This is a genomic window from Mycobacterium sp. SMC-21 (assembly GCF_045310825.1).
Taxonomy (GTDB): domain Bacteria; phylum Actinomycetota; class Actinomycetes; order Mycobacteriales; family Mycobacteriaceae; genus Mycobacterium.
In genome coordinates this window covers 176326-190251 of sequence record NZ_JBJIAO010000005.1, presented here as the reverse complement: position 1 = coordinate 190251, position 13926 = coordinate 176326, and the positions used below count along the sequence as shown (strand labels likewise).

The 13926-nt window shown below is 65.1% G+C and carries 14 protein-coding genes; 7 read left to right on the top strand and 7 right to left on the bottom strand.

Annotated elements, in window-relative coordinates:
• Positions 1-72 precede the first annotated feature (72 nt).
• The gene (locus ACJH6H_RS08060; RefSeq protein ID WP_174814012.1) at positions 73-807 is read left to right on the top strand and encodes a hypothetical protein; all 735 of its coding nucleotides are present in this window, start codon (positions 73-75) and stop codon (positions 805-807) included.
• The gene (locus ACJH6H_RS08055) at positions 804-1697 is read left to right on the top strand and encodes a TIGR03560 family F420-dependent LLM class oxidoreductase (protein ID WP_406774607.1); all 894 of its coding nucleotides are present in this window, start codon (positions 804-806) and stop codon (positions 1695-1697) included. Before ACJH6H_RS08060 ends, ACJH6H_RS08055 begins: the two co-directional genes overlap by 4 nt.
• Here the strand turns inward: ACJH6H_RS08055 and ACJH6H_RS08050 are convergent.
• Together ACJH6H_RS08050 and ACJH6H_RS08045 are read right to left on the bottom strand one after the other, a co-directional pair.
• Positions 1677-2984 (bottom strand): cytochrome P450, encoded by a 1308-nt coding sequence (locus ACJH6H_RS08050; RefSeq protein WP_406774606.1) that lies wholly within the window; start codon positions 2982-2984, stop codon positions 1677-1679. The two genes, ACJH6H_RS08055 and ACJH6H_RS08050, sit on opposite strands and share 21 nt — an antisense overlap.
• Before the next feature lie 84 nt (positions 2985-3068).
• Entirely contained in the window at positions 3069-3497 is a 429-nt protein-coding gene (locus ACJH6H_RS08045; protein ID WP_061006491.1) for a nuclear transport factor 2 family protein, read from the bottom strand.
• A gap of 241 nt (positions 3498-3738) precedes the next feature.
• Here ACJH6H_RS08045 and ACJH6H_RS08040 point away from each other — a divergent pair, with 241 nt between their 5' ends.
• The gene (locus ACJH6H_RS08040; protein WP_212811415.1) at positions 3739-4479 is read left to right on the top strand and encodes a S9 family peptidase; all 741 of its coding nucleotides are present in this window, start codon (positions 3739-3741) and stop codon (positions 4477-4479) included.
• Positions 4480-4561: 82 nt separating this feature from the next.
• Complete coding sequence (locus ACJH6H_RS08035; protein ID WP_212811416.1) at positions 4562-5167, top strand: LGFP repeat-containing protein; 606 nt, start codon at positions 4562-4564, stop codon at positions 5165-5167.
• 10 nt (positions 5168-5177) lie between these two features.
• On the opposite strand, the gene ACJH6H_RS08030 is transcribed toward ACJH6H_RS08035, so the two are convergent.
• The 3 genes from ACJH6H_RS08030 to ACJH6H_RS08020 all read right to left on the bottom strand — a co-directional run bounded on the left by ACJH6H_RS08030 (position 5178) and on the right by ACJH6H_RS08020 (position 8091).
• Complete coding sequence (locus ACJH6H_RS08030; RefSeq protein ID WP_406774605.1) at positions 5178-5558, bottom strand: type II toxin-antitoxin system VapC family toxin; 381 nt, start codon at positions 5556-5558, stop codon at positions 5178-5180.
• Between the two features lie 91 nt (positions 5559-5649).
• Positions 5650-6339 (bottom strand): hypothetical protein, encoded by a 690-nt coding sequence (locus ACJH6H_RS08025; RefSeq protein ID WP_133428351.1) that lies wholly within the window; start codon positions 6337-6339, stop codon positions 5650-5652.
• 66 nt (positions 6340-6405) lie between these two features.
• Entirely contained in the window at positions 6406-8091 is a 1686-nt protein-coding gene (locus ACJH6H_RS08020; protein ID WP_212811418.1) for a GMC family oxidoreductase, read from the bottom strand.
• A 278-nt stretch (positions 8092-8369) separates the two neighbouring features.
• Here ACJH6H_RS08020 and ACJH6H_RS08015 point away from each other — a divergent pair, with 278 nt between their 5' ends.
• A complete protein-coding gene (locus ACJH6H_RS08015) occupies positions 8370-9473 on the top strand; it encodes a diguanylate cyclase (RefSeq protein WP_212811419.1) in 1104 nt (367 codons plus the stop codon).
• Positions 9474-9483: 10 nt separating this feature from the next.
• Here ACJH6H_RS08015 and ACJH6H_RS08010 read toward each other — a convergent pair whose 3' ends face one another.
• The gene (locus tag ACJH6H_RS08010; protein ID WP_212811420.1) at positions 9484-10548 is read right to left on the bottom strand and encodes a cupin domain-containing protein; all 1065 of its coding nucleotides are present in this window, start codon (positions 10546-10548) and stop codon (positions 9484-9486) included.
• Positions 10549-10739: 191 nt separating this feature from the next.
• Between ACJH6H_RS08010 and ACJH6H_RS08005 the strand changes: the two genes are divergently transcribed.
• Complete coding sequence (locus ACJH6H_RS08005) at positions 10740-12218, top strand: ABC transporter permease subunit (RefSeq protein WP_135356213.1); 1479 nt, start codon at positions 10740-10742, stop codon at positions 12216-12218.
• Positions 12215-12970 carry an amino acid ABC transporter ATP-binding protein gene (locus tag ACJH6H_RS08000; protein ID WP_061006497.1) on the top strand — a complete coding sequence of 252 codons (756 nt, stop codon included), beginning with the start codon at positions 12215-12217 and terminating at the stop codon, positions 12968-12970. Before ACJH6H_RS08005 ends, ACJH6H_RS08000 begins: the two co-directional genes overlap by 4 nt.
• A 17-nt stretch (positions 12971-12987) precedes the next feature.
• Here the strand turns inward: ACJH6H_RS08000 and ACJH6H_RS07995 are convergent, their stop codons facing one another.
• A complete protein-coding gene (locus ACJH6H_RS07995) occupies positions 12988-13797 on the bottom strand; it encodes an LLM class F420-dependent oxidoreductase (RefSeq protein WP_061006498.1) in 810 nt (269 codons plus the stop codon).
• Between the last annotated feature and the right edge of the window lie 129 nt (positions 13798-13926).

Here is a 13926-nt window from a genome sequence, read left to right as displayed (position 1 = left end):
ATACATGGCCGAAACCGTTCAATTCGTGAATGAGGTTGACGCATCTAATTCACTAAGAATATCGTTCAATACATGAACGATTACGCGCACGACGGACCACCGGTGCCAAGCCGGGCGCCCCAACAGAGCGGGCCGCCGCTGTGGCTTCTTGGCACGATTTCACTCGGCCTGCTGCTCTGCGGCGTCATATTGGGTGTCGCGCTTGGCGGCACACCGCCGCTGCCGTACCAGAATTCAGCGGCAGTGCAGGATTACTTCCGCGCGCATTCGTCGTCGGCACAGGTGGGCGCGGTGTTCGTCTTCGGGGCGTCGGTGCCGCTCCTGATCTACGCCGCCACCGTCAGCGCACGGCTGCGGCAACTCGGCGTCACCGCGCCCGGTGCCACCATCGCCCTGGCCGGCGGGGTACTGGCTGCTGGGGGATTGGGGCTGTCGAGCATGCTGCTGTGGACGCTATCGCGGCCGGAGATCATCACCGACGGCCCACTGATCAATGCGCTCTACTATTTGGTGTTTCTCACCGGCGGCGTGGCACACGTCGTGATGCTCGGACTGTTGACAGCAGGCATCGCGGTCCCGGCGCTGATCCTGCAGCTGGTACCGCGACCCGTGGCGTGGGCCGGCCTCGGGATTGCCGCGGCCGCCGAGCTCGCGACGATTGTCCTCATCTGGCCGCCGGCCTCGCCCCTCCTGCCGCTCGCCAGGTTCTCGGCGCTGATCTGGCTTGTCACCGTTGGCGTTCTGCTGCCGAAGCGACGTGCCGCCCGCAACCGGCGAGAGCACGCAGTCCCTGGCGGGGCGTCATGAGGCTCAGCGTCAGCGTCACCAACTTCTCGTGGCCGCAGGGGCCGACCGCGATCCGCGCAAACCTGGCCTCGGTTGCCGAAATCCTCGATGGCACAGATGTTCACACGCTCTGGGTGGCCGATCATCTGCTGCAGGCCGACCCGGCCGGCCGACTGGATGAACCGATGCTGGAGGCGTACACCACCCTCGGCTTCCTGGCGGCCTCGACCGCGGAGCTACGGCTCGGAACACTGGTCACCGCAACAACATTTCGCGACCCGGCGGTGTTGATCAAAGCCGTCACCACCTTGGACATACTGTCCGGCGGGCGAGCCTGGTTGGGGCTGGGCGCCGGCTACAACGCCGACGAGGCACGAGCGCTCGGGCTGTTCCTGCCACCGACCGGCGAACGATTCGACCGCATGGGCGAGCTCCTCGCGCTGGCCCGCCGCATGTGGGACGGCGACGAATCTCCTTACGAGGGGCGCTATTACCGTGCTGAGCACCCCATCGGCCGGCCGCTGCCGATCAGGCGGCCGCCCGTGTTGATCGGCGGCACCGGCGAGCGCCGCACCTTGCGCATGGTCGCCGAGTACGCGGACGCCTGCAACCTTTTCGATATCCCCAACGGGGACAGCGTGATTCGCCGCCAACTCGACACGCTCAAGCGGCACTGCGCCGAGATCGGACGGCCGCCTGAGGAGATCGAACGCACCCTCACAACGGCTTTGACTCCCGGCGAGACGGCCGACGACCTGGCCGAACGTTGCCGGAATCTGGCGGGGCTGGGAATTGAGCACATTGTCGTGATCGCCCGCGGCCGGCCGTGGACACCCACCGAGCTCGACGTCGTGGTCAGGGCTGCGGGTCAGCTGGCGAGAGTCTCGGCATCAGCCCGGGCGCACCGGTGAAGGTCCCAGAGAGACAGGCAAATAGCTGATCCCTCGCAGCAGAGTGCTGTCGTTCGTGGCCGGCGTACCAGCGAGAGCCAGACGCGGGAAGCGCTCGAACAGCGTCTGCAGGCCGATCTGCAGTTCCATGCGTGCCAGCGGAGCGCCGAGGCACACGTGACTGCCGGTGCCGAAGCTGACGTGATCGCGGGCGTTGTCGCGTGCGGCGTCGAATTGGTCCGGGCGTTCGAACACGGCTGGATCGCGGTTGGCGCCGGCGAGGAGCAGGAAGACGGCGGTCCCCTTGGGCACCGGGTATCCGCCGACCTGAACTTCCTCAGTCGCCACTCTGACTCCGATCTGGGAGACGGAGTCGTAGCGCAGCATCTCCTCGACGGCGTTGGGCCAGCCCTCCGGATGGGCTCGGAGTCGCTCCAACTGGTCGGGATGATTGATCAGCGCCACCACGGCGTTGCCGAATTGATGTGCCGTAGTGAGGAATCCGGCGCCGAGAAGAAGGCCCGCGAACGTCCTGACCTCGAAGTCGGAGAGTTCGGTGTCCTGGACGACGGCGGACAAGATGCTGTCGTCGGCGCTTGCGCCGCGGAGGTGCTCGATGTGGGTGGCGAGGTAGGTCTCGAGCTCGCGGAGCGCTGCGACGGCGGTCTGGAAGTTACGCCACGACGGTGCTGTGGTCGTGATCAGCTTGGAGGTCGACTCACCCATCTCGTAGAGGTAGGGCGCCTCCGCGCGGGGAATGCCCAGCATGTCCGCGATGATTTCGATGGGGATCCGGGACGCATAGGCGACCGCCAGATCGCATTCGCTGCCGCCGTCGTCCAGCTCGTTCAGCAGCCTTTCGGCGACGTCGTGGATGCGGTGCCGAAGCCCGTCGATGGCTTTCGGGGTGAATGCCCGGGATACCAGGCGTCGCAGCCGGGCATGGTCGGGTGCGTCGACCATCAGAAGTGACGGCGGCTCCACTGGATTGATCACGCCGGGATTGGTCTTCTCGAAGAGCCGCTGGACAGTGCGGAACGGCGATCGATCGGTTGGCTTTGCGGTTCGGTACCTGTTGTCACGCAGGATTTCTCGGGTGATCTGGAGATCTGCGGTGACCAGTGCGTTGCCGCCGAATATTGGCGACATGCGGCCCTGTTGGCGAATCTGCTCGATAAGGTCATACGCGCGATCATGCTGACCGTCGTCGAGCAGCAATCGGGCAAATGGGTCTCCGCGGCGTGAAAGCAGCTTCAGTGTCGCGCGGGGGAGCCCGTACCCCATCAGCCAGTGTGCCCGGGTCTTCATATCCAGATTCACGTCGTTCGCCCCCGCCGATCGCCTACCGCTCAGGCTAGACGGAAAAGCCGCCCGCATCGCCCAGGATCGAAATCATCGGTAGTAGCCATCACTGGCCAGGATCTCGACGCCGCGCCAACCCCAGTAGACGCGGTGGGCCTGGATCAAGCCGTCCTCGATCTCCATGACCTCGACGAAATCCATCTGCTGACCGTCCGGCGTCTCGCGGGGATACTCCCAGGTGGCACGGTGGCCGTCGGTGAAGAAGCCGGCGCGGAAGTAGTGTCGCTCGTCCGGAGTACGGGCCACCACCTCGGTCAGGAAAGGCCGGAGCTCCGTGTGGCCCCGGCAGACCCCCGGGCCGCCCAAGATGTGCGCTGCGACAGGGCTTTCCAGCGTCGCGTCCGGTGCGTAGCACGCCAACAGTGCCTCGACATCGTGGTTCGCCAACGCTTCTTCCCAAGCACGTGTCACTGCTTCGATGCCCGGGCGATCGACTTCGTCAGAGTTTTCAGCGTTCATGGATCCAGAATGCGCCGCCGATACTTCGGCGCTGGCCGAAGTGGCGACACCTCCGAATCGCATGACGAAAAATGGTTGGCCGCGATTGGCGGCCGCTGATACTTTCTTGGCAGGCCAGGCAAGAGGACGAGGAGGTGGTACCCGTGAACGTATCGACGTGGGTGCTCCTCACCAGGGCCACAGTCGGGCGATAGGTCGTCCCGGGAGCGCCGTCTCACGAGCACTCCCGAAAGGCACGACCATGCACTTCATTTCCGAACATCATCTTGACGGCGGCGGCGTCGAGCGCACCTTCAGTCTCAACGACATCCCGGGCATCCTATGGACGCCCGAAGCTTCACCCGCACCCTTGATCCTGCTGGGTCATCCCGGCGGTCTGCATCAGATGTATCCGCAACTCGCGAACCGCGCCCGCGACGCGTTGGCGCACGGTTTCGCCGCTGCCACCATCGAGCTGCCGGGAAGCGGTGATCGCCCCCGCCTGGCGGATCTCGAGCGGGCCCGCGCCGATCTGCACCGGGCGCTGGGCGCGGGCGAGCCGGTCGACGACATCGTCGACCGGCTCGTCATCCCGTTGGTCGATACCGCCGTCCCGGAATGGCAGTCCGTGCTCGATGCTCTCCTCGCGCTGCCCGAGATCAGCGGTCCGGTCGGCTTCTCCGGCGGGGTGCTGGCCATCGGTATCCGGTTGGCCGTGGTCGAGCCGCGCATCGTTGCCGCGGGTTTGTTCGCCGGCAGTTTCGTACCCCGCGCCATGTTCGACGAGGCCCGTCGAATCACGATTCCCCTGCACGTCCTGCTGCAGTGGGACGACGAATCGAATGACCGCCAGATGGCGCTCGACGTGTTCGACGCTTTCGGCTCACGAGAGAAGACGTTGCAGGCCAACATGGGTGGGCACACGGGCGTCCCCTCGTTCGCCGGGGAGGACGCGGCGCGTTTCTTCGCTCGACACCTCACACCGGGCGGCGCGCGGTGCTGAAGTGCCTCCGTTATGGTCGTGACCGGGCCGGGGCATCAGCTGCAACATGACGCGCACCACACCGAAGACGTGAGGGGAACCTATGGACACGAGCACGTACCGCCGCACTACCATCGCCGGCCTGGCCGCCGTCGCACTGGCCGTTGCCGGCTGCAGCAATGGCACGAGGATCGGTGTGTCGGCTCAGGAACCGCAGGTCGCCTTGGTCGTGACGTCCGAAGTTCCGGCGCCGCCCGCCGAAGTGAAGCTCATCGGTGAGCGGGACGTCGAGGTCACGCTGACCGGCCCGATCGCGGCAAAGTACGCGTCGGCGAGCGACAAGCAGAAGTCGGCTCTCGGCAAGCCCCTGACCGGTGACCACAACGCCGGAACCCGCGACAGCGGCGTCGTCTTCCAGCAGTTCCAGGGCGGCGCCATCGTGGCCAAGAACAGCCAGCCGGGCACGCCCGCGTACATCATCTGGGGCAAGATCCGGGAGGCCTGGAATGTCCAGCGCGATGCGGACGGCGTGCCCGCGGCCACCGGCACCAACGGCTCGGCCGGCCCCCTGGGCGTCGTCACCAGTGACGAGACGCCTGTCGGCGATCAACTCGTCGCGACGTTCGAGCACGGCAAGATCACGTACAACACGAAGACCGGTCAGGTCGAGGTGACGGTCAACGGCAAGGGCGTCCCGTCAGGGCTGTAGAAGGCGACGCTCAGCTCGATGACGTCAGGATCTGAGCCGGTGACACAGTTGGAACGAAAGCGCTTGCTGCGGAAGCAAATTCATGGTCCGCAGTGGCCAGCGCGTCGGCCTGCAACTGAGTGAGTGCGATGAACTCAGCCCGGTAGGTGTCCGGCCAGTTCAACTCGGCGGCTATTCGCCAGGCGTGATCCTGCAGGGATCGATCGCCGAGAAGCCGGATTCGCAGCCCACGGATCCGGTCGAGCACTTTTCGGCCCGCCCGCTCGTCGATCTCGCCGCCGCGCACCGACTCGTACACGAGCGCAAGGACTTGCGAGCGCAGGAGCGTCGGCGCAGCCAGGCTGTGTTCTGACGGAATCGAAGCTCCCGTCGTCGCGAGCGAGATTGCCACCGGCGCATCGATGACGAAAGTTGTCATTCCAGCACCATCGCATGGTGGGGCTGATGCTGCGTGTCGATGAACTCGTCTCAGGTATTCGGTGTCACCCGCCCGAATCGGCGTCTTTGCACGCGGGCTTTCGCGCAGCAGCGACGTTCTGCTTGGTCGTCTGCAAGAGGCGTCCGATCGCTGTGTCCATCTCTTGTGGGCTGCGCCAGCCAGTTTCGATTGAAGCCCGTTTCCAGGTGCTGCCGGCGAGAACAAGGTTCGCCACATGTGCGAGTCTGTCCGCGCTCGGATATTCGGACGCGGTGGCGAGTGCGGCGAGCACTTCTCGCGCGCGCACGCTGCGCCGTCGAACTGCCTCCCACTCGCCGACGGCTTGTGTGCGGATTGGGTCTTCACCCCGTGCCGCAGCGTCCCAAGCGGGACCATCTTTGACAATCATCTGACCGGTCACGCGGCTTCTGGGGGTATCTCTGATCCATGCAGTGATCACGTGCTCGAAAGCGAGAACGATCCAGAGATACTTCCGCGCTTCGACATTGCACCGCAGGGACATGTACGTGATGCGGCCTGTACGGACATTGGTCTCGACGGTCATCACCTCCCAGTGCTGGGGCTGAAAATCGGTCAGATACTCCATCGGAATTCCGCGCGCTTCGAGGCGGGATTTTGCATGCGGTATCTCGAGGCCAAGACCGGCGAGCTCCGTCAGCTGTTGGCGCGCCTTATCGAAGAGCGGCGTAGGGCCGTACTTGGTGTGGAATCTCAGGGTGCGGACATTGGTCATAGCCGGCACAGAGTGCCAGCAGCCACCGACAAGTTTCGCCCGCGAGACAACGCTGCCTGCGGTGCTTCACCCCAGGATCGCCCGCGCTGCACGTTCGGCGATCAGCATCACCGGCGCGTTGGTGTTCCCGGACGTGATGGTGGGCATCGCCGACGCATCGACGACGCGCATGCCCGCGACGCGGTACACCCGACACTCGGTATCGAGCACCGTGGCTGCTGACCGCGGAAGACCTTGTGTGTCAAAGGCTCCCATCGCACAGGTGCCCACTGGATGGAAGATGGTCGTGCCCAGCTCGCGGGCTGCCTGCTGCAGGTCGTCGTCACTGGCCACTTGCGGGCCGGGAAGCAGCTCCTCGGGCCGGTAGCGCGCGAGGGCCGGCGCCGCCATGATCTTCCGGGTCATCCGCAGGCCCTTCACCGCGGCTTGGTGGTCGGCTTCGGTCGACAGGTAGTTGCACATGACCTTCGGGTTCGTCAGGGGATCCGCACTGGCGATGCGCACATGACCCCGCGAGGTGGGGCGCAGATTGCACACCGAGGGAGTTATCGCCCCAAACGAGTGCAGCGGGTCACCGAACTTGGGCAGGGACAAGGGCTGCACGTGCCACTCCAGATCCGGACTGGCCAGTGCCGGATCGCTTTTCGCGAAGGCCCCCAACGTCGACGGTGGCATGGTCATCGGTCCGGAGCGCAGCGCCAGGTACTGAAGCCCCATGCCGCCACGAGTGACCAAGTTCCGGTACAGCGTGTTGACCGTCCGGGCGCCCTGGATGCGGTACACCGTGCGCAGCTGCAGATGGTCCTGGAGGTTCTCGCCGACGCCGGGCAGGTCGACGGCCACCGGCACGTGATGCTCGGTGAGCAGCCCGGCCGGACCCAGACCAGAGGCCTGCATGAGTTGCGGTGATCCGATCGCGCCGGCGCTCAGGATCACCTCATGCCGGGCGTGGACATCGACGATCTGGCCGTCTTTGCGCAGCCGCACACCGGTGGCACGGTGTCGGGCGGTGGTCCAGGCGCCGCGACGCTGATGCTCCTGGACGCCGTCGTCCATCAGCAGCTGCACGGCCTGGCTGTCGGTATAGACGGTGAGGTTGGGCCGGTGGGCGATGGGGTGCAGGAACGCGTCGGCCATCGACCAGCGTCGGCCACGCTTCTGGTTGACGTGGAAATACGCGCTGCCGGAGTTGTCGCCCCGGTTGAACTCGTCGATCGGTGCGATGCCCACCTCGGCAGCGGCCGCTTGCCAGGCGTCCAGGATCTTCCAGCGCACCCGTGGCCGCTCGACGCGGATCTCGCCGCCGACGCCGTGCCACTCGTCGGCTCCGCCGAAGTAGTCCTCCAGCTGCTTGTAGATCGCCAGCGTCTCGCCGACGCCGTCGGAGCCACCCCAACGCCAGCGATCGTCGCCGGTCGCCTGCGCCCAGAGGTCGTAATCGCTGGCCTGCCCCCGCATGTGGATCATGGCGTTGATCGACGAGCACCCACCGATGACGCGGCCGCGTGCGTAGTGGATGCTGCGGCCGGCCAGACCCGGGTCGGCCTCGGTGGTGAAACACCAGTCGGTGCGGGGGTTGGCGATGGTGTACAGGTAGCCCACCGGCACCTTGATCCAGAACCAGTTGTCCCTGCCGCCTGCCTCGATCAGCAGCACCCGGTGATCGGGGTTGGCGCTGAGCCGATTGGCGAGCAGACAGCCGGCACTGCCTGCTCCCACGATGACGAAGTCGAATTCGGCAACTGGGCTCATTCCGGAATCGGTCCTCCAGGGCGTCGGATTGGTGTCTCAGTCTGCGTTATCACCATCCGGTCCGTACACATCCCCGCCGCCGAGCCCCACCGCGGTGTCGCGGCGCGCGCCCGGTTGGCTATCTCCGACGCGGCGACATTCCCAGTTTGCACCCCTGGCAAACTGGATGAACATGTGATGCAATCATTCGTCAGCAAATGTGCGTCGGACAGCGATCAGCGGCTGCGAGGGTTTGACGACTGCGGACGTCCAGGTAACCCGTTGGGGGGAGATGCACCATGCGTTGGGTCAAGCAATGGTGGCGTCAGTCCGATCACTACGACTGGCTCATGGGGTACCTGAAGTTTCGTGGGCTGTCAGGCCTCGTTCGCACGATGATCGCCGCCGTGGCCATCATGAGCACCTTCATCCCGATTGCGCTGATGACGGTTCCCGAGGGACCGGTCGGCGTCGTCCCGCGACTGGTCACCCGCGCGGCCACCGTCGGGTTGGTGCTCGCCGACCTCATCTGGGTTGTCGGGCTGCCCAGCCGACGACGGTCGACGATCTTCGCCGCGATGGTCACGGCCTGTATCGCCGCCGTTGCGCTGTCCTGTAGCGACCCGGCCGTCGCCATCCTGGTCTGTACCACGTTCGGGGTATCTGCGGCGTACGTCGCATTCACCCACCGGGCCATCCACGCGGCCTTCAACTTCCAGGTGGCGATGATCGTCGCGACGGTCGAGGCCGTCCGACTGACCACGTCCGGCCGACCCGTCCTCGCGGTGTGCGCAGTGTGGTTGGTTTTCGTTCTCACGGTGACGGTGCCTGCCAGCATTCAGATCGTCGTCCACGCCCTGGGGACCGACCTCATCCGGGCGGACTGTGATCCACTGACATTCCTGCTGAACCGGCGTGGTTTCGGCATCAAAGCCCAGGAGCTGATCCATCGCGACCGGGGCACGTCCGCACATCTCATGGTGACGGTGATCGATCTCGACGGGTTCAAGCTCCTCAACGACAGCCGTGGCCACCTGTTCGGTGACCGTGCGCTGATCGCCGTGGCCGACATCCTCAGGAAGCAGGCCAGCCATGATGCGGTGATCGGCCGCAGCGGTGGTGATGAGTTCCTGATCGCCGACACCACGCACCGACCCCATCAGTCGTCGGCCGCCGAACGCCTGCGTGCGGCGATCGCCGCCACTCCGTATGCCATCACCGCCAGCGTCGGAGTGGCAACGATCGCGCTCTCAGATGTCGACGACTCCGCTGCCGCCACGATCATCGACGACCTGGTGATGTCGGCAGACCTGGAGATGTACGTGGCGAAACGCTTGGGCGGCAACGCATCCAGGCACGCTGACGGTTCGCACGGACAGACCGCCGTACGTCTCGCGGAGTAGCCGCCCTTTCTCAGAGTTGACCGACTCCGTGCGTATCGACGGGGTTCACCCGGGACACCACCAGCGGGTCGGCCGGAGTGAAGGGGAACGTCGGCAGGTCATCGATGTGGGTGTTGAATGCCGCGGCCAGGACCTCACGCGAATAGGCGCTGGCAGAGGCTTTGAAGCCGATGTCGGCGGGGAACGGCTGGTCGAAGAAGATCAGGAAATGCCAGTCGTCGGCGCCGATGTTCTCGATGTGGTGGGGGTAGGCGCGGGGGATGAAATACATGTCTCCGGTGGTGAGGTTCCACGTGTCCAGGGTCCCGTCCGGATTCATGATGGTCATGCGCGCGTCGCCGTGCTGCACGTAGCCCATCTCCGCGGTGACGAGATGCCAATGTGGTTCGCGCATACCGCTTTCGGTGACGCGCAGCGAGTACATCGAGATGTCCTTCAGCGCAGGCCAGAACTGGTCACGGGCGAAGCGTGCGTTCCCGCTGGCGTAGTTGAGACCGGGCGCTTGGGCCTCGATGTCGAACTTGTGCGGGTCGTTGAAGTGAGCAGCGGCAGGGATACTCGGGTCGCCGGTGCGGGCTGCCAGTTTGTGGTCGACGGTGCTACGGCGGATCTTGCTGATGTCGGACGACGGCAGGTCGTACGTATTGCCCAACACGGCGTCGGTGAACGCCCCGAAGGTGGCGCCCAGCCCGAAGTCCTCCGGACGTTCGTTGCGGAAGGCGATGATGAACTCGGCGACGTCGGTACCGATGTTCTCGATGTGGTGCAGCGCACCGGAATCGATGTGGAACATCTGCCCTGCGGTGACGATGAAGTTCGAGAACACACTGTGGTTGTCCAGGACCGACACCAGCGCGGTTCCCGAGACGCAGTAGGTGAGTTCGTTGGCGTTGGCGTGCCAGTGGGGCGTGCGCATGGCCCCCGGATTGAGCAACAGGCGCTTGATCGACAGATTCTTCAGAATCGGCATGGCATCAGCGGTGACCCGGCGCATCGAGCCGTGTTCGGATTCCTCGACGATCTCGCCGTCGAGTAGCGAGACGGTGTGGCTGCTGCGGGCGATGGACGTTGTCATGCGGAGCCTCCTCGTTGGTCAAGCGGATACAGGTCAGTGTTGTCGGCGGGGAGCGTGCCGTCATGGACGGCGGCGGTAATCCGTGGTGGCGGCGAGCGCTACCTCAGGTATTCCTGCTGGCGGTAAGGCTCGTATCACCCGGATTGAGCAGAACCCTTGGTGACCGCCGACCGACTTGCTAACTTCCGGCGGTGCGCTACATACGAGGAGCCGTCCTGCCGGTGTTGCTGCTCGTCGCTCTGATACTGGCGGCGTGCGGATCGCCGAGTAGCAAGGACGGCGAGAATCCGGTCCAGGCGGCGGGCGTGCTGCGCGTCGGCACCGAAGGGGTGTATTCACCGTTCAGCTACCACGACCCGGCCACGAACGAGCTGGTCGGATACGACGTCGACGTCGCCAAGGCCGTCGCCGGCAAGCTCGGTGTGCGTGTCGAGTTCGTCGAGACGCCGTGGGACTCGATCTTCGCCGCGCTGGAGGCCAACCGATTCGACGTCGTCGCCAATGAGGTGACGATCAATCCCGAACGCAAGGCGAAATACGACCTCTCCGAGCCGTATTCGGTGGGGGAGGGCGTGATCGTCACGCGTGCGGACGACAACTCGATCAAGTCGCTCGACAACCTGAAGGGCAAGGTCGCCGCCGAGAACGCCACCAGCAATTGGTCTGAGGTCGCCCGAAAAGCCGGGGCCCGTGTCGAGACCGTGGAGGGCTTCACCCAGGCCATCAAGCTGCTCAACCAGGGGCGCGTCGACGTCGTCGTGAACGACAGCATCGCGGTGTACGCCTACCTCGCCGAGACCGGGGACAAGTCGGTCAAGATCGCCGCCAACACCGGCGAGAAGAGCGAGCAGGGCTTCGCCGCCCGGAAGGACAGCGGGCTGTTACCCGATCTGAACAAGGCGCTCGACGAATTGCGGGCCGACGGCACTCTGGCCCGGATCTCGCAGAAGTACCTCAAGGCCAACGCATCTGGCGGACCCGACACCGACCGGGCGCAGCATGTGGCGCGCTCGACATGGGCGCTGATCGGGGACAGCCTCGTGCCGTTGGCGAAGGCCGCAATCACCAAGACCATCCCGCTGACGGTGATCAGCTTCGTGATCGGTCTGGTGATCGCGTTGGCGGTGGCGCTGGCACGGTTGTCGTCGAACGTGGTTCTTGCCAACGTGGCGCGGTTCTACATCTCGATCATCCGCGGTACTCCACTGCTGGTGCAGCTGTTCATCGTGTTCTTCGCGCTGCCGGAACTGGGTGTGAAGATCGATCCGTTCCCTGCCGCCATCATCGCGTTCTCCCTGAACGTCGGCGGTTACGGGGCGGAGATCATCCGCTCGGCCATCCAGAGCATTCCCAAAGGTCAATGGGAGGCCGCCGAAACCATCGGCTTCAATTATGTTGGCGCGCTTCGGCGCATCATCCTGCCCCAGGCCGCCCGGGTGGCGGTGCCGCCGTTGTCGAACACGTTGATCTCGCTGGTGAAGGACACGTCGCTCGCCTCGACGATCCTGGTCACCGAACTGCTGCGGCAAGCTCAGATCATCGCGGCGCCGACGTTCGAGTTCTTCGCGTTGTACGGCACCGCCGCGGTGTACTACTGGGTCATCTGCCTGGCGCTCTCGTTCGGCCAGGGTCGTATTGAACGCCGGCTGGAAAGGTATGTGGCGCGATGACAGAGAACCGCGTGGTCGCCGAGGGCGTCCACAAAGCCTTCGGCGACAACAAGGTGCTCAAGGGAGTTTCGTTCACCGTCGAGCAGGGCACGGCGACGGCCATCATCGGGCCGTCCGGATCGGGCAAGACGACGCTGCTGCGCACGCTGAACGCCCTCGACCGGGCTGACGCCGGGGTCATTCGGGTGGACGATATCGAAATCGACTTCTCCACGCCCACACCGAAACCCGAGGTGCGCCGGTTCCAGTCCCGGAGCGGCTTCGTGTTTCAGAACCACAATCTGTTCCCACACAAGACGGTCCTGCAGAACGTGACCGAGGGCCCGGTCATCGTGCAGAAGCGGCCCAAAGCGGAAGCAGAGGCCGAAGCCGTCACGCTCCTGGAGCAGGTGGGGCTTGCCGCCAAAAAGGACCAATACCCGTATCAGCTGTCCGGCGGGCAACAGCAGCGCGTCGGCATCGCCCGGGCGCTCGCCTTGAAGCCGAAATTAGTGCTGTTCGACGAGCCGACGTCGGCGCTCGATCCCGAACTCGTCGGCGAAGTGCTCTCGGTGATCAAGGATCTCGCGGTCGAGGGTTGGACCATGGTGATCGTCACCCACGAAATCCAGTTCGCCAGGCAGGTTTCCAATCAGGTGCTGTTCACCGATCAGGGCATCATCCTGGAGCGGGGCACGCCCGACGAGGTGATCGGCAACCCGAAGGAAGAGCGCACGCGGCAGTTCCTGGACCGCATTCTGAATCCGCTGTAGCGCGATTCAGCTCGCGATCACGCACCATCCCGCCATGCGACCACCTCTTTGAGCGAGGTCAGGTCGTAGTTGTTGTCCGCTGTCAGTTCGGTCTGGAACAGCGTGACGCCGGCCTCACGGAAGGCATCGGCAGCTTGGGCGTTCGTCCACAGCGTCGAGCGTTCGATGTCAGATCCGTTGCGGCCGAATGTCGCTGCCAGCTCGTCGACGCGGTCGCTGGATTTGCGGAACGCCTCGATGTCCTGGAATGCGTGCCAGATGTCGGCGTGCCGGGCGACGGCGGGCAGGGAGCGCTTGGGCCCGGTGCCGCCGATGAGAATCGGAATCTTGCGGACGGGCGGCGGAATCAGGGCGGCGAGCCGGTTCTCGATGCGGATCAGGCTGTCGTCGAACAGGTCGAAGCGCGAACCGAAGGTGCCGAAGTCGTAACCGTAAGTGGTGTAGTCCTTTTCGTACCACCCGGCGCCCAGACCGAGGATGAGGCGACCACCGCTGATGTGGTCGACGGTGCGCGCCATGTCGGCCAGCAGATCCGCGTTGCGGTAGCCGACACCGGTGACGAGGAGCCCGATCTCGGCATGTGAGGTGATCTCGCCCCACGAGGCGAGCGCGGTCCACCCCTCGAAGTTGGCGACGTCGGGCTGATCGTCGAACAGGACGGGCTTGCCGTCGACGATGGCCTTCATCGCCGGGCGATGGAAGTGGTCGTAGCCGAAGATCACGTCGACGCCGAGATCGTCGGCGGCCACGACGGCGTCGCGCCAGGTGGCGTAGTCAGGCGTGCCGCCGGGCTGGATCTGTACAGCGACGCGGACGGGACGAGTCATGGATGCTCCTTGGTCGGGGAAGGGGCGACTCTTGAGCCAAGGTCCCCGCGTGCGGGTTTATTCCGGGTCGGGCGTTTCCAGCCTTGAAGTGGTTGGTGCACCTCGTCTTTGGGGAGGTCGTGGCCGGTC